The sequence below is a fragment of the Flagellimonas marinaquae genome (assembly GCF_003992675.1).
In the GTDB taxonomy this organism is placed as follows: domain Bacteria; phylum Bacteroidota; class Bacteroidia; order Flavobacteriales; family Flavobacteriaceae; genus Flagellimonas; species Flagellimonas marinaquae.
This window is the reverse complement of the sequence record NZ_RZMZ01000007.1, coordinates 415,201-433,484: the sequence shown is the minus strand read 5'-3', so window position 1 is coordinate 433,484 and position 18,284 is coordinate 415,201. Positions and strand designations below refer to the sequence as shown.

18 protein-coding genes are annotated in these 18,284 nt (G+C 44.2%); 11 read left to right on the top strand and 7 right to left on the bottom strand.

Annotated features, from left to right (window positions below; translation table 11 throughout):
* The first annotated feature begins 56 nt into the window (after nt 1-56).
* The 4 genes from EO130_RS05475 to EO130_RS05460 all read left to right on the top strand — a co-directional run bounded on the left by EO130_RS05475 (nt 57) and on the right by EO130_RS05460 (nt 4,085).
* Nucleotides 57-845 carry a 3-keto-disaccharide hydrolase gene (locus EO130_RS05475; RefSeq protein WP_127140511.1) on the top strand — a complete coding sequence of 263 codons (789 nt, stop codon included), beginning with the start codon at nt 57-59 and terminating at the stop codon, nt 843-845.
* A 13-nt stretch (nt 846-858) separates the two neighbouring features.
* Nucleotides 859-2,283: a Gfo/Idh/MocA family protein gene (locus tag EO130_RS05470; RefSeq protein WP_127140510.1), complete on the top strand. Its 1,425-nt coding sequence runs from the start codon at nt 859-861 to the stop codon at nt 2,281-2,283.
* Nucleotides 2,284-2,292: 9 nt separating this feature from the next.
* Nucleotides 2,293-2,799 carry a DinB family protein gene (locus EO130_RS05465; protein WP_127140509.1) on the top strand — a complete coding sequence of 169 codons (507 nt, stop codon included), beginning with the start codon at nt 2,293-2,295 and terminating at the stop codon, nt 2,797-2,799.
* Nucleotides 2,800-3,074: 275 nt separating this feature from the next.
* The gene (locus tag EO130_RS05460; RefSeq protein WP_127140508.1) at nt 3,075-4,085 is read left to right on the top strand and encodes an Ig-like domain-containing protein; all 1,011 of its coding nucleotides are present in this window, start codon (nt 3,075-3,077) and stop codon (nt 4,083-4,085) included.
* A 20-nt stretch (nt 4,086-4,105) separates the two neighbouring features.
* Here the strand turns inward: EO130_RS05460 and EO130_RS05455 are convergent, their stop codons facing one another.
* The gene (locus tag EO130_RS05455; protein WP_127140507.1) at nt 4,106-4,462 is read right to left on the bottom strand and encodes a DUF2237 family protein; all 357 of its coding nucleotides are present in this window, start codon (nt 4,460-4,462) and stop codon (nt 4,106-4,108) included.
* A 123-nt stretch (nt 4,463-4,585) separates the two neighbouring features.
* On the opposite strand from EO130_RS05455, the gene EO130_RS05450 reads away from it, so the two are divergent.
* Both EO130_RS05450 and EO130_RS05445 read left to right on the top strand, forming a co-directional pair.
* Nucleotides 4,586-5,725, top strand: a complete 1,140-nt coding sequence (locus tag EO130_RS05450; protein WP_127140506.1) for an SPFH domain-containing protein — start codon at nt 4,586-4,588, stop codon at nt 5,723-5,725.
* 187 nt (nt 5,726-5,912) lie between these two features.
* Nucleotides 5,913-7,007 (top strand): TFIIB-type zinc ribbon-containing protein, encoded by a 1,095-nt coding sequence (locus EO130_RS05445; RefSeq protein WP_127140623.1) that lies wholly within the window; start codon nt 5,913-5,915, stop codon nt 7,005-7,007.
* A gap of 55 nt (nt 7,008-7,062) precedes the next feature.
* Here EO130_RS05445 and EO130_RS05440 read toward each other — a convergent pair whose 3' ends face one another.
* The 4 genes from EO130_RS05440 to hemH are packed head-to-tail and all read right to left on the bottom strand — an operon-like array spanning nt 7,063 to nt 11,515.
* Nucleotides 7,063-8,160, bottom strand: coding sequence for a lactonase family protein (locus EO130_RS05440; protein ID WP_127140505.1), 1,098 nt, complete (start codon nt 8,158-8,160; stop codon nt 7,063-7,065).
* 53 nt (nt 8,161-8,213) lie between these two features.
* A complete protein-coding gene (locus EO130_RS05435) occupies nt 8,214-9,590 on the bottom strand; it encodes an MATE family efflux transporter (protein ID WP_127140504.1) in 1,377 nt (458 codons plus the stop codon).
* A 56-nt stretch (nt 9,591-9,646) separates the two neighbouring features.
* On the bottom strand, nt 9,647-10,438 hold the full coding sequence (locus EO130_RS05430; protein WP_127140503.1) for a DUF3050 domain-containing protein: 792 nt from the start codon (nt 10,436-10,438) through the stop codon (nt 9,647-9,649).
* A 30-nt stretch (nt 10,439-10,468) separates the two neighbouring features.
* The gene (gene hemH, locus EO130_RS05425; RefSeq protein WP_127140502.1) at nt 10,469-11,515 is read right to left on the bottom strand and encodes a ferrochelatase; all 1,047 of its coding nucleotides are present in this window, start codon (nt 11,513-11,515) and stop codon (nt 10,469-10,471) included.
* A 146-nt stretch (nt 11,516-11,661) separates the two neighbouring features.
* Here hemH and EO130_RS05420 point away from each other — a divergent pair, with 146 nt between their 5' ends.
* Nucleotides 11,662-12,732 carry a mechanosensitive ion channel family protein gene (locus EO130_RS05420; protein WP_127140501.1) on the top strand — a complete coding sequence of 357 codons (1,071 nt, stop codon included), beginning with the start codon at nt 11,662-11,664 and terminating at the stop codon, nt 12,730-12,732.
* The gene (locus tag EO130_RS05415) at nt 12,722-13,573 is read left to right on the top strand and encodes an N-acetylmuramoyl-L-alanine amidase-like domain-containing protein (RefSeq protein ID WP_127140500.1); all 852 of its coding nucleotides are present in this window, start codon (nt 12,722-12,724) and stop codon (nt 13,571-13,573) included. Before EO130_RS05420 ends, EO130_RS05415 begins: the two co-directional genes overlap by 11 nt.
* On the opposite strand, the gene EO130_RS05410 is transcribed toward EO130_RS05415, so the two are convergent.
* Both EO130_RS05410 and EO130_RS05405 read right to left on the bottom strand, forming a co-directional pair.
* A complete protein-coding gene (locus tag EO130_RS05410) occupies nt 13,559-14,317 on the bottom strand; it encodes a ThuA domain-containing protein (RefSeq protein ID WP_127140499.1) in 759 nt (252 codons plus the stop codon). The two genes, EO130_RS05415 and EO130_RS05410, sit on opposite strands and share 15 nt — an antisense overlap.
* Nucleotides 14,318-14,327: 10 nt before the next feature.
* Nucleotides 14,328-15,212, bottom strand: coding sequence for a helix-turn-helix transcriptional regulator (locus EO130_RS05405; RefSeq protein ID WP_127140498.1), 885 nt, complete (start codon nt 15,210-15,212; stop codon nt 14,328-14,330).
* Between the two features lie 204 nt (nt 15,213-15,416).
* Between EO130_RS05405 and hemA the strand changes: the two genes are divergently transcribed.
* From hemA to EO130_RS05390, 3 genes are read left to right on the top strand one after another with little or no spacing between them, the layout of a single operon-like run.
* Nucleotides 15,417-16,673: a glutamyl-tRNA reductase gene (gene hemA / locus EO130_RS05400; protein ID WP_127140622.1), complete on the top strand. Its 1,257-nt coding sequence runs from the start codon at nt 15,417-15,419 to the stop codon at nt 16,671-16,673.
* Complete coding sequence (gene hemC / locus EO130_RS05395; protein WP_127140497.1) at nt 16,670-17,596, top strand: hydroxymethylbilane synthase; 927 nt, start codon at nt 16,670-16,672, stop codon at nt 17,594-17,596. Before hemA ends, hemC begins: the two co-directional genes overlap by 4 nt.
* Nucleotides 17,574-18,239 carry a uroporphyrinogen-III synthase gene (locus EO130_RS05390; RefSeq protein WP_127140496.1) on the top strand — a complete coding sequence of 222 codons (666 nt, stop codon included), beginning with the start codon at nt 17,574-17,576 and terminating at the stop codon, nt 18,237-18,239. The genes hemC and EO130_RS05390 overlap by 23 nt, the downstream gene beginning before the upstream one ends.
* The last annotated feature ends 45 nt before the right edge of the window (nt 18,240-18,284 follow it).

The window sequence follows — 18,284 nt, the reverse complement described above, 5'->3', positions numbered from 1 at the left end:
AAAGTTATCTAATATTTTGTACTTTAACCCAGCATATAAAAACCAAAACCTAAACCATGCCTAAATTTTTGAGGCTCGCCGCTATCTTTTTGGCGTTGGCCGCTTGCAAAGACACATCAAAACAAAAAGACCAAACAACCCCTTCCGAAACAGCTGAAGAACAACCCGAATGGGTGTATTTGTTCAATGGCACCAGTCTAGACGGTTGGCGAGGGTACAACATGGACTCCCTACCTCCCGGATGGACCATTAAGGACAGTGTACTCACTTTTGACACTGAACTCGGCCTGGAACAGGATTATACCGGAGGCAAGGACATTATCTACGGTGCAGAAGAGTTCGATAATTTTGAGCTTTATATGGAATGGAAAATCCCAGAAGGTGCCAACAGTGGTATTTTTTATCATGTTAAAGAAGGGTACGATGGCCCGCCAGAGGTGGCACCAGAATATCAGATCATCGACGACGAAAACTATGCGGACATCCACGATTTAACAGGGTACAACTCGCAGTTTGGTGCAGAACATCCCGAACTCCTCCAGGATTGGCAAAAAACGGGAGCGGACTACGCCATGCACACCGCAGACGAATCTCAAAAACAATTGAATCCCGTCGGGGAATGGAATTCATCAAAAATTGTGTTTACCCCGGAAAAAGTAGAGCATTGGCTCAACGGCAAAAAACTATTGGAGTTTGAGCCTTGGTCAGAAGACTGGAAAGCCAAAAAGAATTCAGGAAAATGGGACAATGCCCCAGATTATGGAAAGTATAAGACAGGCTACATTGCATTGCAAGACCATGCAAGTCCCATTTGGTTCAGAAACATAAAAATTAGAAAACTATAATAACCTCCAGACCATGAACAAAAGAGAATTTATCAAAAAAAGTAGTGTGGGCGCACTTGGAATCATGTTGGCCCCTTCCATCCTAAAGGCAGGATTCCCCAAAGACAAACTAAGAACAGCCCATATTGGCGTAGGAAACATGGGCATGGAGGATTTAAAGGCGGTTTCATCCCACGAAGCCGTTGAGGTTATCGCTCTTTGTGATGTGGATGCCATCAACCTATCAGCGGCACACAAAATGCATCCCGGGGCACGTATCTTTTTTGATTACCGTGTCATGCTGGAAGAAATGGGAGATGAAATCGATGCGGTAATTGTCTCTACGCCCGATCATACGCATGCACCCGCTTCGCTGATGGCAATGAACATGGACAAGCCTGTGTACTGTCAAAAACCCCTCACCCACTACGTTTCCGAATCCAGGGAAATGAAACGTGTGGCCGCCGAGAAAGGCTTGGTAACTCAAATGGGCATACAGGTACACTCTTTTTACGATTATAAATTGGCTACACTTTTGATTCAATCCGGAATCATTGGCAAAGTACATACCGTACACGCATGGTCGCCCAAAAATTGGGGATATGATGGACCATTGCCCCAAGGCGAAGACCCTGTTCCAGACCAATTGGATTGGAACCTTTGGTTGGGTACTTCCACCAAACGGCCCTATAAAAAGGACATGTATCATCCAGGTAACTGGAGAAAATTGATGGATTACGGCTGTGGCACCTTGGGCGATATGGGAGTCCATATTTTCGATACGCCTTACAATGCCTTGGAGCTTGATGTACCCAGAACCATTATGACGGAATGCCGCCCCACCAATGGATTCGGCTTCCCAGAAAAAAACACCGTAACCTATGAATTTCCTGGCACCAAATACACTGGAAAATCCTTAAAATGGATTTGGTACGATGGTCCAGGTGCACCAGAGATGCACGAAGACCTGATGTTGCCCGGAATGGAAATGAAAAAGGACAACGCTGCTGCCAGAAAAAGTGACGAGAACAGTATCTCCTTGGACGCCGGAGTGGCAGGAGAAAACGAACTTCCAGAACAAGGTGCTATGTTCGTGGGCACCAAAGGACGATTATTGTTGCCCCACTTTATGCAATTGCCTAAAAAGATTGTGCGCGGAAAATATGTGGATATTTCCAAGGAGATTGCCGAAGTTTCCGAAAAACATAATTTGGGAGAACCCATTCGAAATTATGCCACGGAAGGGCCGAAACATTACCACCAATTTGTGGATGCCTGCTTGGGCAAAGATACCACGACTGCGCCGTTTGATTATGCCGCCCGGTTGACGGAAACTATTTTGTTAGGAACCATTGCTGGGCGTTTCCCAGGAGAAACGCTTCATTGGGATGCGGAGACAGCACAATTCAAGGAAGAAAAAGCCAATAAATATTTGGCCGGAGATTATCGGGATTTTTAAATACACGCTATGTCCTCCACCCAAGAATATTGGTTAAGCGGTCCCGTTCCCCATGTGCCTGCGCTTTTGCAACCTGCGGCACATGCCTTGCTGCAATCTGTGCGGCAAATAAAGGAATACTTGTCCGAGTTCCCGGAAGAGCAACTTTGGAAAAAACCCTACGGCAGGGCTTCGGTAGGATTCCACCTAAAACACTTAACAGGGGTATTGGACCGATTACTGACGTATGCCAAGCAAGAAACCTTGACGGAGGAGCAGTTCCAATTCTTAAAAAACGAAGGGAACGGAGAAGGAGCTCCTACCAGTGAACAATTGATCTCGGCATTTGAAAACAAAGTGGATGAAGCCTTGGCCTATTTCAAGACCATTCCAGAAAACACGCTTACCGACGAACGTTTTGTGGGCCGCAAAAAGCTGCCCACAACGCTAATCGGGTTGCTTTTCCATGCAGCAGAACATAGCCAACGCCATGTGGGTCAGTTGTTAGTGACGGTTAGCGTTTTAAAAGATCAATAATTGGGTCGTTAGAGCTATCCTGATAAAATTTGGTCACAAAGTAGATGGGAATCGGACTTGATGGCAGTCCAAGAAAACCTTTAAATTGGGATGAAAAGCAATACTTTAACTTCCAAAATAATGAGGTTTTGACAGTCTTCTCTTACAGCGTTTCCCCACAAAATAGTGGGCTTCCGGAGGATTAATACCTTAAAAGTGTACTGTCACCTCTGTTTTTTTACCAGTCACAACATTAATTTCACATCTCCTTTTCCATGGACTAGTTTCGAAAATGTATGGAAAGGATAAACCTCAATCAGTTTTCATTGATACTGGGCCTTCTGGCTTTATTCATTTTAACACCCGCTACACTTCATTCCCAAAAAGCGGCGCCTGTTGCAGTGGATGATACCTATTCAGCAGGGCTTAACAGCACCTTGACCATTTCAGCACCGAATGGCTTGCTCGATAATGATTCCGATGCCAATGGAAATGCCACCATGAGTGTGCAAACGGTGCCCATAGCGGATGTTTCCAATGGCGTTTTGAACCTGAACAGCGATGGTAGTTTTGACTATACGCCGAATTCAGGTTTTGTGGGAACTGATAGTTTCACCTACCGTGTTTGTGACGATGGCTCTCCTAGCGAAGTAGTTTCTCGTTTTGATTTTGATACTCCCACCATTACCACGGCCACCATTGGGCCCAATGCCACCTCTGTCAACCCCAATGCAGCACAAATAGGTTGCGGGATACATTTTCCTACCGGCTCAGGTGGGTCAACAGGTTTCGATATTGTGGTACCCAACACTTCGGGTATTTTTAATTTTACAAGTTTTGAAGTCTCCTTCGAGTATCGGGATCAAGAAAGTCAAGCCGACATTGTTACCGCGGGTAATTTTAGAATCTATCACTTTAGGCCCAATGAGATGGGTTTGGAAATTGACGTAGTCAACTCCGTAACCGGTCTTACGGAAACCTTTACCCAAGATTTTGGAAATTTTTTGAGCGGAAACAATCCGTATTCCGTAGCTTATAATGAAACAACTGGGGAAGTAACCTACACAGCAAACGGAAGTTCCACAGTATACGCAGTAGCCCCTCCAAACTCCCCTTTGGACAGTAGTTTGGCCACAGATATTGTTATCGGCGAACGTATGGATGGTTCAGGTTCTTCATTGCCTTCGTTGTGCAGCATGGAGTTTGTGGACAACAGTATACTTTGTGATGAAGCCGATGTCACAATCAACATAATCGCCTCAGTAATTACCAACAGGCAAATAACCTATAGGGTCAACCAAAATTAAAGCGCTTTTCTGTATCATCTCTATACCTTGTGCTCCAGCAAAGACTCGAATGAAACATATTTGAGTGCTTTTTCGTGGGTAGCTTCCAAAAGCACAGGTGGCGCAACTCCCTCCAAATAAGCCTCTTTCCAACGTGAGACGCAGAGACACCATTTGTCCCCAGCTTTCAAGCCTGGAAATTGATAAAAGGGCATGGGAGTTATCAAATCGTTCCCTTTGCTTTTTGAGAAATGTAAAAACTCTTCGGTCATAATAGCGCACACTACGTGTTTTCCCGTATCGTCAATACCCGTATTACAGAATCCATCCCGATAATAGCCCGTTTTGGGTTCCAAACAGCAGGAGATTAACGGAGTCCCAAGTACATTTTTATCCATAGTGACCTAAAAATAATTTAAGTTGAGCAGTTTGTAACATTATTGTTACTTTTTCTACAAATGAATGACAAGCTTTCATCATTTTTTATAGTTTTAAAGAGATAACAACTAAACACTATACCCATGGATATTTTTGGAAAAATAAAGGAAAAACTCAGCAACGAGTTTATTGATATTGTCGAGTGGTTGGATTACACCGACGACACCATTGCACATCGCTTCGAGCGATATCAGAATGAAATAAAGAACGGGGCCAAGCTCATTGTTCGTGAGGGACAGACAGCCGTTTTCATTAACGAAGGTCAATTGGCCGATGTATTCGGGCCCGGCACCTACGACCTCACCACACAAAACCTGCCTATCTTGGCGACCCTAAAAGGGTGGAAGTATGGATTTAACTCTCCGTTCAAAGCCGAAGTGTACTTTGTGAACACCCATCTTTTTACCGATGAAAAGTGGGGGACAAAGAGCCCAATCACCTTGAGTGATGACCGCTTTGGTCTAGTGGAAATAAGGGCTTTTGGCACCTATGCCTTCAAAATTTCCGATGCTGGAAAATTTATTAAGGATATCGTTGGTACGGACAGCAACTTTACCAATTTTGAAATCAACGAGCACCTAAAAAGTTTGATTGCCACGCGATTTACCAATACCGTTGGCCAAGCCAATCTTCCCATCGAGCTTTATGCAGCGAACACCACCGAGCTTTCGGACACCTGTCGTGAAGTAATGTCGCCTGAGTTCGAAAGTGTAGGTATTTCCTTGGAAAAATTCTATATCGAGAATGTTTCCATGCCCGAAGACCTCAAAAAGGAAATCTTTGAATATAGCCGTATCGATAAGTTGGACTTGGACAAACTGACCAAATTCAAGACGGCGAAGGCCATCGAGGCTGCCGCACAGAACGAAGGCGGGACCGCTGGTGCCGGAATGGGTATGGGTATGGGATTTGTGCTGGCCCAACAAATGGGCGGCATGATGGGTGGAAACGCACAAGCCGCTCCGCAACAGGTTGCACAACCCATGGGAGCTGCTGTTCCTCCTCCAATGCCAACACCTACCATGTACTACTATGCCTCCAATGGGGTGCAGCATGGACCGGTGACTTTTGAACAAATGCAATCCTTGTTTGCCTCACGAACCATCAATCGCGATAGTTTGGTGTGGAAACAGGGGATGTCCGCATGGACCGCTTTGAAAGAGGTGGAGGAATTAAAATCGTTCTTAGGGGGCAGCACACCACCACCACTGCCAACAGAGTAATTTTAATTTAATGTCATTTCGAAATGAGTTGCTTAGCAACGATAGAGAAATCTCAACTTTCCGATTTTGATTTCCCAGTCGAAGACTTCTTCGGAATGACGACAAAAGCACTAATTACCTTGTCATTCCTGTGAAAACAGGAATCCAAAAAAATGATCAAGATTTCCGCCTTCGCGGAAATGAAAGCATGGAAGAGCCAACAATCCAAAAGACGGAACTCAAAAAAGCCTGTGTCAATTGTGGCGCAGAGCTTAAATACAAGCCCGGTACCACTACTATAAGTTGTGAGTATTGTGGCCATCAAGAGACCATTGCCTTGGATGAAAACGGATTTGAGGAATTGGAACTCTATCCTTTCCTAAAGGAAATGGGCAGCCAAAAGCACAGTGAGGAGATTTCCATGCTCCATTGTAAGAATTGCGGTGCCGATCAGCATGTTGAAGAAAATTACAAGTCCCTTCATTGTGTGTACTGTGGCCAACCTCTGGTAATTGCCGATGCTTACACCGAAAAATGGATTTTGCCCGGTGCCGTACTGCCTTTTCAAGTTGACAAAAAACAGTCCTTTGCCATTTTCAAGAAATGGGTCAAGGGATTATGGTTCGCTCCAAACAATCTAAAAAAGGCTGCACTGGACCCGCAATTCACCAAAGGTCTGTATTTGCCCTACTGGACCTTTGATGCGCAGCTCTACGCTTCCTATACTGGCCAACGGGGAGAATATTATTACGAAACCAAAAGGGTTCGCGATTCCAATGGCAAAATGGTGACCAAAAGGGTTCGAAAAACAAGATGGTACCCTGCGGCTGGGGAAGTATCGGGCTTTGTAGACGATACGCTAATCAAAGCATCACATCAAAAGGCGGGGAGAATACCGAGTAAAATCGCCTTTTGGGATTTGAAAAAGCTTCAACCGTTCAACAGTGGATTTTTATCGGGATTTGTTACCGAAAAATATACCATCCCTTTAAAAGATGGCCACTTACACTCCAAAGAGGTGGCAAAGGGCATTGCAGACTCTTGGTGCAGACGCGATATTGGGGGAGACACCCAGCGTGTGCTTTCCATGGATATGAAACTGTCCGAGGAAACCTTTAAGCATATTTTATTGCCTGTTTACGTAAGTGCCTATCGCTACAATGGCAAGGAGTACAACTTTTTCATCAATGGGGAGAACGGACAGATATCTGGCACACGACCTTATAGTTTTTGGAAAATTTTCTTTACTGTTCTGGCGGTGATTGCAGTAATTGGCGTGATTGTGTTGCTTTCTAAAAAATAACGGCATCTGTTCTCGATACAAAAACGCTTCGCGTTCTCACTCGATATGACCAAATTTACTCAAACACCAAACAAACAGGGTTTGGATGACCGGTTTCGTTCAAAAAAGTCAATGTCCCCTTGTCCTGGTCTCTTTTGAAAACAACAATATTGCTGGTCTTTTTGTTGGCGACCAACAAGAACTCACCCGTAGGGTCCATGGAAAAATTTCGTGGCCAGTCTCCCCGAACGGATTCCCTTCCCACCAATTCCAATTGGCCATTTGCTGTATCCACTGCAAAAATCACGATGGTATTCTCACCTCGGTTGGACCCATACAAAAACTTGCCATCAGGTGAGAGATGAATGTCGGCACAAAAGCTTTCCCCATCAAAATCCGCAGCCAAGGTTGGCACTACTTGAACTTCTTGATAATCACCCTGAGTATCTTGTTCAAAAACAGAAATAGTGCTGTTCAACTCGTTGATGACATATAGCAATTGTCCACCTTTACCAAAGGTAAAATGGCGGGGGCCCGCCCCATCTTTAAAGGGCAGGGAGAATTGTTCAGCTGGAGTAAACTTGTCCTCTTCTTTCTGATAGCGCTTAACAGCATCCAGCCCTAAATCGGTCACCATTAGTCCTTCTGGAGTGAATTGCGCCATGTGCGCGTGAGAAGTCTTAACGGAATCCAATGATTTGTGGTCGATTACTTGCGGATTCTCGGCCAGCGAGCCATCTTCATTGAGGGCAAAAATAGAAACATTGCCTCCCGTATAATTCGCCACGGCCAATTGACCATTACCCGAAAGTGACAGATGACAGGGATGTGCCCCTTGGGTTCCTCTGCTATTTTGAAGCTCTAGCGATCCCTTATCCAAGCGAAACGCGGTAACGCCTCCACCCAGACTATCAAAATCGGCGGTTTCCTGAACGGCGTAAAGGTTCTTTTTATCCTCCGAAATGGCCAAATAGGAGGGATTGGTCAACTTAGCGACCAAATTTTGGTTGGAAAGCTCCCCTGTATTCGCATCAAACGAATACGTATAAATACCTTCACTATCACCATCGGTATAGGTTCCAACAAATAGGGTGTACATGGGTTTTTCTTGAGGTTTTTCTGCACAAGCGATTGCTAAAACAGCAACTAAGCCCGCTAGAATAATTTTTTTCATGGATGTTTAGTTAGGCCACCCAAATTAAACATTCTAAATCAAAGTAAAGGGGTTTAGGAGAGTTCGCTCTTGATTTCCTTTTGGAGAAAGAAGCCCGTTACTATGGTCGATAACACATCCGCTATACAAAACGAAAGCCATACGCCTATTTCACCCATGAACTTGGGCAGTATCAAAATCAATGGGATAAAAAAGAAACCTTGGCGGGTCAAGGTCAACAATAAGGCCGGGGTGGCTTTGCCTATGGCTTGAAAATAAGCTGCCCCGATCAACTGAATAGCAATAATAGGAGTCGCGGCAAATACCAAGCGCATGGCCAAGGGTGTATGCTGTAGCACAAAATTGTTCGCCTCCAGCTCTTCTGCCGACAAATCTGGGCGATTGCTCAAAAACAAAGAGGCGATTTCGGAAGGGAAGACCATCAGCACTACAAAAACCAAGGTTGCGACCAAGGCCGCATATTTAATCGCGGTGTAGATGGATTCCTTTACCCTGTCGTATTTCACGGCACCGTAATTATATCCCGCGATGGGCAAAAATCCTTGTGTGACACCAAAAACGGGGAACAGGGCAAACATCAACATCCTACCGATGATGGCGTACACCGCCACCATGGCCTCCCCGCCTAAATTGAACAATATATTGTTCATCAGCAAGTAGACAATACTGGTAACCGCTTGTCGTGCCAGGGTTACAAATCCCAAGGAACCAATTTCCCGAAGGATGGGTCGATCCAATCCAAAATGGGAAACATCAATCTTAAGTTCGGAGTTATCGGACAGAAAAAAATACAAGACGTAAAAGAAACAGAGCAAATAACCTACCGTGGTAGCCCAAGCGGCTCCGTGCATGCCCCAATCGAACACATAAATAAAAATATAGTCCATCAAAAGATTCCCAACGGACGGGATAATCATGGCAATCATGGCAAAGCGCGGTTTACCCTCGGCGCGGATTACCGAATTTCCCATCATACAGAGCGCCAAAAAGGGGACTCCGTACAAAATGATGGTGTAGTAGATTTTAGCAGGTTCAAAAATGGACCCTTTTCCCCCAAAGGCAGGAATCAGGCTATCCACAAAGTAGAGCCCAAGCGCCACCATGGTAATGGTTACCAATAAGGTAAGTGTAATCTGGTTACCGAAGGTTTTTAGGGCCTTTTCGCGGTTGTTGGCACCAAGTGCACGGGAAATGATACTGGAACCACCAATACCAATGGCCATTCCCAAAGCTGCGATAAAAAAGGATACCGGTAGCACTACGTTAATCGCAGCGATGGCTATGGAACCAATCCAATTCCCCACAAAAATGGAGTCCACCAATACGTTCAGAGACATCACCAAAATACCAATCGACGCGGGTACAGCCTGTTTGATCAGTAATTTTCCAATGGGTTCCTGTCCCAGTTCATCGGAGGTTATTTTGGTCATGCCAGCGGGTATTCTTTGGGTTTACATTCGAAGTGAACAGCAAATCTGTTTCAAAGCTACAACGCATTGACCATATTACCCCTGTTCTCCTTCAATTTTTCGGCAATACTGTTCCAGAGTTCAATTCGATATTGGACTGCCCGCTTGCTATATTCCAAAACATCGTTCCACTTTTGGTCGTTGGAACCGCAAAGCGCCTTGATCATGCGCAGCGCCAAAGGTCCATGCTCGTCGCCATCCAATTCAATATGCCTTTTAAGATAGTATTCCAGTTTTTTATACTGTCTGGCACCCTGCTCGCCTGATTGCTCGATGATGCCCAAGAACATATCGGGAATCAAATCTTCGCGACCAAAAGTAAAGGCAGCTGCGATAATATGTGGTTGTTGGGTATTGATAGCTTTGAAAGTGAACTGAAGAAAATCCTTCTCTGCACGATTGAGGGCAGCCATCTCAATTTGGGCCGATATCGTTTCCAAATCCGTGAAAGAGGAAATCGTTGCCCGCACTTTTTGGGTGTCTGCACCTACTTCTTTCATGGCATCTAAGTACATTTCAAAATGACTTTTGGCCTCCCCATTTTCATTAAAGTCGCTCTCCTCCTCCAACACAATCTCGTTGATGAATCGGGCTACAGCAGTATCCGCTGCTGGATGCCAAGGTAAACCAACGCAGGTAAGGTGCTGCTGAAGCGCCTTTAAAAGCGACATAAAATCCCAAACAGCATACACATGGCTCTCCATAAAGGTTTTAATATCCTCAATGGTTTCCAATTGGGCGTATAAGGGATGGTGCTTCAGTTGTTCCCGAAGAGGTTGGAGTTCTTGCTCCAAGATTTCAATTTTCATAGCGATGCTTTTTTATTCTTCTTACGGAATTTAGCGGATGTGGGTTTCGGGCAGGGCATCTTTTTCTTCCCATTCCTTGATCCATTTAGCCATCAGTTCGGCCCAATCGTCGCGGTCGTTCAAACAGGGAACGTGTTTATAATGTTCTCCGCCAGCTTCTTCGAACTGCTCCTGTCCTTCCATGGCGATTTCCTCCAAGGTCTCCAAGCAATCGCTCACGAATGCAGGTGTAATCACTGCCAGTTTTTTGATGCCTTCGTGACCTAGACGTTCAAACTCCTTATCTGTAAAGGGTTGCAACCATGGGTCGCTTCCCAATCTGGATTGAAACGAAGTGCTGACCTTATCTTTTGGAAGTCCAAGCTCTTTGATGACCAACTCGGTAGTGTCATAACACTGGTGCCGGTAACAGGTGTGGTGTGCTACGGAATTGGTTTTGCAGCATTGGCCATCTAATTTGCAATGAAACTTGGTAGGGTCCGATTTTCGGATATGCCTTTCTGGAATTCCGTGATAGGAAAACAAAATGTGTTCGTAATCAAATCCCTTTAATCCTTCCGCAATACTTTTTGATAACACTTTGATATAATCCGGGTTGCTGTAAAAAGCAGGAAGGGTCGTAATGTGCATTTCGGGGAAGTCGCTCTGTTGCACCTCCAATGCTTTAACCACCACAGTTTCATATGATGACATGGCATAGTGTGGATATAGTGGCACCAGAAAAACCTCATCAACTCCTTTGTCCTTCAATTCCTGCAATCCTTCCTTAATGGACATGGAGCCATAGCGCATGCCCAGAGCAATAGGAAGGTCGGTGTGCTTTTGTACTTTTTCCGTGAATCGTTTGGATAGAATGATCAAAGGAGAACCCTCCTCCCACCAAATTTTGGAATAGGCCTCCGCAGATTTTTTGGGACGGAAATTCAAAATGATGCCTCTCACGATGATGTTTCTCAACACAGGATTTACGTCAATAACACGTTCATCCATCAAAAATTCATCCAAATACGGCTTTACATCCTTTGCAGTAGGGCTGTCTGGAGACCCTAGATTGACCAATAAAACTCCTTTTTTCACGGCTTTTAATTTAGGTCGCTAAAATACAACACGTAGTGGACTTGACCTTTTTCACTTCAAAATACTTTCTTATGATTACATAATGTTTCTCGATTTTGTTTAATCATTCTTCCTTTCTTGGCCTTTTCTATCTTATTTTTGAGAATATGGAGTCTTTCTACGACAATGTTTCCAAAGAATCACTCATCTATTTGGGTGTAGTGCTGCTCGTTCTGGTAATACTCTATTGGCTCACCTCGATGGTAATGAGACGTTTGGGGAAAAACCCAAAATACCTCTTGCCCAAAAGTGCGTTTAAACGGTTGGCTTTTCCGTTGATCTTGATTTTCGTTTCCGTATTGCTTCGCATGAAGGCACTTAGAGACATTTTGGCCCTTGAAGATGCAGGGTTCTGGTTTAGAAAAGCGAGTACCATCCTCTTTATTTTTGCGATGGCCTGGGTAATGATTGCCTTGCTCAAAATCGTGAAGGAGGTGGTCATTCAAAATTATGACATCGGGGAGGCAGACAATCTCAAGGCCCGAAAGATCTACACTCAGTTCACCATATTGGAACGCATCTTTATTTTTATCATCATCCTCTTGGCCACTGGTTTTATGTTGATGAGCTTTGAGGAAATCCGTGAAGTGGGCATCAGCATTTTTGCTTCGGCGGGTGTAGCGGGAATCATTATCGGGTTTTCGGCCCAACAATTTATCGGAACCATTCTGGCAGGTATCCAAATTGCCATTGCACAGCCCATAAAACTGGATGATGTGGTCATCGTGGAGGGTGAATGGGGCCGAATTGAGGAAATCACCCTGACCTATGTAGTTGTAGGTATTTGGGACAAAAGACGATTGATCGTGCCCACGCCCTATTTTATCAATCAACCTTTCCAGAACTGGACCAAAACCTCCTCGGAGCTCATGGGAACCGTCTTTTTATACGTGGATTACGATGTTCCTTTTGATAAACTGCGGGAGGAACAGACTCGGATTTTGAAGAGTACCAACTTATGGGACGGCAAAGTGAATGTGATACAAGTAACTGATACCAAACCCAATTATGTAGAGATCCGATGCTTGGTAAGTGCCAAGGATTCTCCAACGGCTTGGGATTTGCGGGTACTTCTGCGTGAAAAGTTGATTGTGTATTTACAGGAAAATTATCCGGAGAGTATTGCCAGAACTACCCGATTATCGGTTGAACATAAAAACGACTTTAATGAGAAATAGCATTTTCATAGCCCTTTTGGTGCTCGGAAGCTTCGCCAATGCCCAACAAATTACCTGTTCTCCTGAGGACAAATCCTTGTTTGAGGATAAAATCACCAATCTAAAGCAAACAAAGGCATCAAGTCTGGGAGATACCATTGCTTTGGTGGGACAATCTTTTTTGGGAACGCCTTATGTGGAAAAAACGCTAGAGGTTGGCGACACGGAAACCTTGGTGATCAACTTTGGCGGACTGGATTGCACCACCTTTGTGGAAAATGTGATGGCATTTAGCATAATGCTGAAAGACCAGCAGTCCACTTTTGACAGCTTTACCGGAAATCTAGAGACCGTTCGGTATAGAAACGGAAGCTTGAATGGGTATCCCTCTCGTTTACATTACTTTACGGAATGGATTCGGAACAACGAGAAAAAAGGTTTGGTGAAAGATATTACCGCCGAATTGGGGGGCGTAGAGCTGGAAAAGTCAATCAACTTTATGGGAACCCACCGTGAGCTATATCCGTTTTTGGCCAACGATACGAATTTTGAAGCCATGCTTGCGGTGGAAAAAGAACTAGCCAAGGAAAAGCTTTGCTACTTGCCCAAGGACCAAATCGAAATCAAGGAACAGCTCATTAAATCGGGTGACATTATCGCGCTGGCCACTTCCATAAAAGGTCTGGATGTGACCCATACGGGCATTGCCATCCATCAACCGGACGGTCGACTGCACTTATTACATGCTTCCAGCAAAAATGGGGAGGTGGAAATTTCTGAACTGCCCTTGGCGGATTACCTCAAAAACATCAAAAGCAATATTGGGATTATTGTAGCGAGACCTACCTTACTTTCGCTTTAGGCACCACTCGATGGCCCCCAAAAGGTGTTTACGGAACATGGGTTCATCATAAGAATCATCAGTATGGCCTCCGCCGGTGTAAAAAGCCCTGCCCCCATCGAATTCGTGATACCATGCAATCGGATGATTGGAGCCGTTGGTTCCACCCTCATAGCTGCTTTCATCCAAATTGAGCAATATACTGGTTTCCGAACTTAGTTTTTTGTAATTGTACCACTCATCAGTTCTAACCCATGAGTCCTGCAGGTGTTCCGTAGCTGCATGCGACTTGTCAACGACATTGATGGTTGCTTTTCGAACATTAGGGTCGCTAGGATGGGAATCGAAGTAACCCCCTACTAACTTTCCATACCAAGGCCAGTCGTATTCGGTATCTGCCGCGGCATGGACACCCAAAAAAGCACCGCCACTTTTAATGTAGGTCTCAAAAGCCCGCTGCTGTGAATTGTCCAAAACATCCATGGTGGTGTTCAAAAAAACCACAAGCTTGTAATTGTTAAGATTTTGGACCGTAAAGTCCTCACCCGACTCCGTCTGCAAGGCAATAAAGCCGTTTTGACGTCCCAACTCCCTCAAGGTTTGTACGCCTTTTTCAATGGATTTATGCCTGTAGCCTTCCGTTTTTGTAAATACTAGTATCAATTCTGGCATTTTTTTCGCCTCTGCCTCCATCGTTGGGTCGTCTTGAGCCATAATCGGAAGCGTAAAACAAAGAGCGAGCAGGAAAAGTGATATGAATTTCATAAGGGTACCTTTAGACGTTTGAAGTTAAATATTTTTTGGGCGTAGTACCGAATTTCTTTTTAAAAGAGGCAATAAAATGGCTGGCAGTGCTGTATCCGACCTTTAATCCTACTTCGTTGACATTGTGCTTGCCGGTTTCCAGCATTTTGCGGGCATAGTCCATTTTATAATCGAACAAAAACCCAAAAACCGAGTCGCCATAAATCTGTTTAAACCCTTCCTTTAGTTTTTTAAGGCTCAAGCCTACTTCTTGCGATAATTCGGCCAAGGTTGGAGGTTCGGCCATACGGGAAATCATGATTTCCTTGGCCATTCGGATACGGCGCACATTGTCCTCATCGGCCAGATAAGGGCATTGTTCCAAATCGGCATCTTCGGTTTTGTTGAAATAGAGAGAAATCAACTCATAGACCTTTCCTTTCAGGTATAATTTTTTTATGGATGGATGCAGGTTATAGTTCATTAATTGACTCAGTACGACCGCGGTTGCAGGAGACACCATTTCTTGGGAGTAGTATTTTTTCTCCTTGTTTTCGTCACTCAAAAAAGGAATATAATCCGCTTCGTTGGAAAAAAGAGAGTGGAACTTTCTAATGGTCATCACCACCGAAAGCAGCCAAGAACCCGGTGATACGACCAAATCAAGTGGCAGATCCTTTTGGGTGTTGTAAAGCAAGAGGGAGTTTTCCTCGTTGACCTCCAAGTAGTAATTCCCTTCATTAAAGTTGAACTTGGATTTGCCCTTTAAACAGAAATGAAACTGGATGTAGGTGCTGTCGATATCCCTTTCGATAAGTTTAGGTTCTCGCGTGTCATTTTGGATTTTTAGGATGTAAAAGCCGTCTTCCACCAAAATTTCATCATATGAACCGCTAGCGATATTTTTAACATTCATTCTTCTTCTGATTTTGTTTTTTGATTAATTTAGAATCGCTCTAAATTATGAATCACATAAGCTAATTTATCAATAATAACAGTGCTTTCCATGAATATTGTCAAAAATAAAACATAAAATCACAGCTACGGTCATTTATAGTACCGCTAGCGTTATTTTTTGGCCTTTAAGCCTGTTATTTTTGTGCTGCGATTTATATCCTTTATGAGGGACTACCATATTTCAAAACATAATTCCTTCTATGCCATTGGGTTGAGTTATAAGAAGGCAGATGCAGAGGTTAGAGGAAAGTTCAGTCTGGATGTTCCTGCCATTGACCATATTTTGGGCAAGGCAAAGGAGGTTGGGATTGATGGTCTGTTGGCCATTTCCACTTGCAACAGGACCGAGCTCTACGGTTTTGCACAACACCCCTATCAACTTATCAAATTGCTCTGCGACGAAACCCATGGTACCGTTGAAGAATTTCAGGAAGTGGCCTACGTGTACAAAAACCACGATGCCATTTCGCATATGTTCAAAGTGGGCACTGGTCTTGACAGTCAGATTCTGGGCGACTTTGAAATCATCAGCCAAATAAAGCAAGGTTTTTACCGATCCAAAAAGCAGGATATGGCCAATCCGTTCCTGGAACGTTTGTGCAATTCAGTGATTCAGGCCAGCAAGCGCATCAAAAATGAAACCGAAATTTCGTCTGGGGCAACTTCGGTAGCCTTTGCCTCGGTGAAATACATCTTGGACAATGTGGAACATATTTCCGACAAAAACATTTTGCTGTTCGGAACAGGTAAAATTGGACGAAACACTTGTGAAAACTTGGTAAAGCACTCCAATAATTCCCACATCACACTAATTAACAGAACCCGTGAAAAGGCAGAGGATATTGCCGGAAAATTCCAATTGACGGTAAAAGATTATGGCGACCTTCAAACGGAAATCCGAAAGGCCGATATTTTAGTGGTGGCCACGGGCGCACAATTGCCCACCGTTTCCAAGGCCATCATCCATCCCAAGAAAGCCTTGTTGATTTTGGACCTCTCGGTTCCCAAAAACGTTTCCGACGATGTAAAGGAACTGGACAATGTGACCTTGGTGCATTTGGACCAACTTTCACAAATTACGGATGAAACCTTGTCCAAAAGAAAGGAATATGTCCCCAAAGCGGAAGCTATTATAGAAAAGGTAAAAAAAGATTTCCTAAAGTGGTTGGAAACGCGAAAATTTGCTCCCGTCATCAACGCCCTCAAGGACAAACTGAACACCATGAAAGCCGAGGAAATCGATTTTCAGACCAAAAAAATTGAAGGATTCGACCAAATCCAAGCGGAAATCATCTCCGACCGCATCATCCAAAAAATCACCAAGCAGTTTGCCAATCACCTAAAGAGCAACGAGATCGATACCGATGATAGCCTGGAACTTATCCAAAAAGTCTTTCAGCTAGAACTACATTCCAAATGAGCAAAATAATCCGCATTGGAACCCGCGACAGCGAACTCGCGCTGTGGCAAGCCACCACCGTGCAACAAAAACTGGAAGCGCTTGGGTACGACACTATTTTGGTGCCCACCAAATCGATGGGGGACCAAGTGTTGGATAAACCTCTTTATGAATTAGGGGTTACCGGAATATTTACCAAAACCTTGGATGTGGCCATGCTCAAAGGCGACATTGATATTGCCGTCCATTCCATGAAAGACGTTCCTACGCAACTACCCAAGGGGATTGTGCAAGTAGCCGTTTTGGAACGCGCCATAACCCATGACATATTGGTACACAAAGGTTCCAGTTTTCTGGAATCGGACCAACCCTCCACCATCGCCACAGGTAGTTTACGCAGAAAGGCCCAATGGCTCAACAAATATCCCCATCACAAAGTGGTTGACCTCAGGGGAAATGTAAATACCCGCCTACTCAAACTTATTGAGAACGATTGGGAGGGCGCCATTTTTGCCCAAGCAGGACTGGAGCGTATCAAACTATTGCCCAAAGATGCCATTCAACTGGATTGGATGATTCCCGCTCCGGCGCAAGGCGCGATGCTTGTTGTGGCTATGGATAATGACGCATTTACCAAAGATGCCGTGGCCCAACTCAACCATACCGAAACCGAATTGGCCACTACCATCGAACGTGAATTTTTACGAACCTTGGAAGGTGGGTGTACCGCACCAATAGGGGCTTTGGCCCAAATAAAAGACCAAAAGGTTTATTTTGAAGGAGTTGTTTTTTCATTGGATGGAAAGCAGAAAATAAATATCAAAAAAGAAGTTAAACTATCCAATGCCCAAGGGCTTGGTAAACGTAGTGCTGAGGAGGTACTGCAAAGAGGCGGTGATAAATTAATGCAGGAAATCAGAAATGAAAACAGTACTGTCCACTAAAATGTTGAGTCTACCACAAAAGGAGCTTTTTTTAAATTCCGGTTTGGGATTGGTGGAGTACGATGCCTTGAAAATCGAACTGCTGGACGTGAAAATTCCCTTGAATTATGTGAACTATATTTTTACGAGCAAAAACGCAGTGCACGCTTTTTTGAAGCAGGCTATGCATTCGGATGCTTCACGATTCAATGCTTTTTGTGTTGGGGAGAAAACCAAGGGACTTTTGGAAACCAATGGGATGAAAGTGGTGGAAATGGCGCAAAACGCCTTGGATTTGGCTGAGATACTTGTAAAAAAGCACCAAAAAGCGTCCTTTTTGTTTCTTTGTGGCAATAAGCGAAGGGATGAACTTCCTGAAACACTGACAAAAAATAACATTCAGTATAAAGAATTGATGGTCTATCGCACCCTTTTCAATTCCAAACCGTTTCAAAGAAAATTTGATGGCATCATGTTCTTTAGTCCTAGTGGCATCCAAAGTTATCTTTCGGAAAATACAGTAGAAAACAGCACCTTGTTCTGCATCGGGGAAACCACCGCAGCTGAGGCCAGAAAGTATTCAAAGAGAATCATAGTAGCCAACAAACCGACCGTAGAAAACGTGTTGGTCCAAACTATAAAAGAACTGTCATTTCGCACTTGATACTGAGGGTAGTCGAAGTATGACGCGGAAACCAAATAGAATATT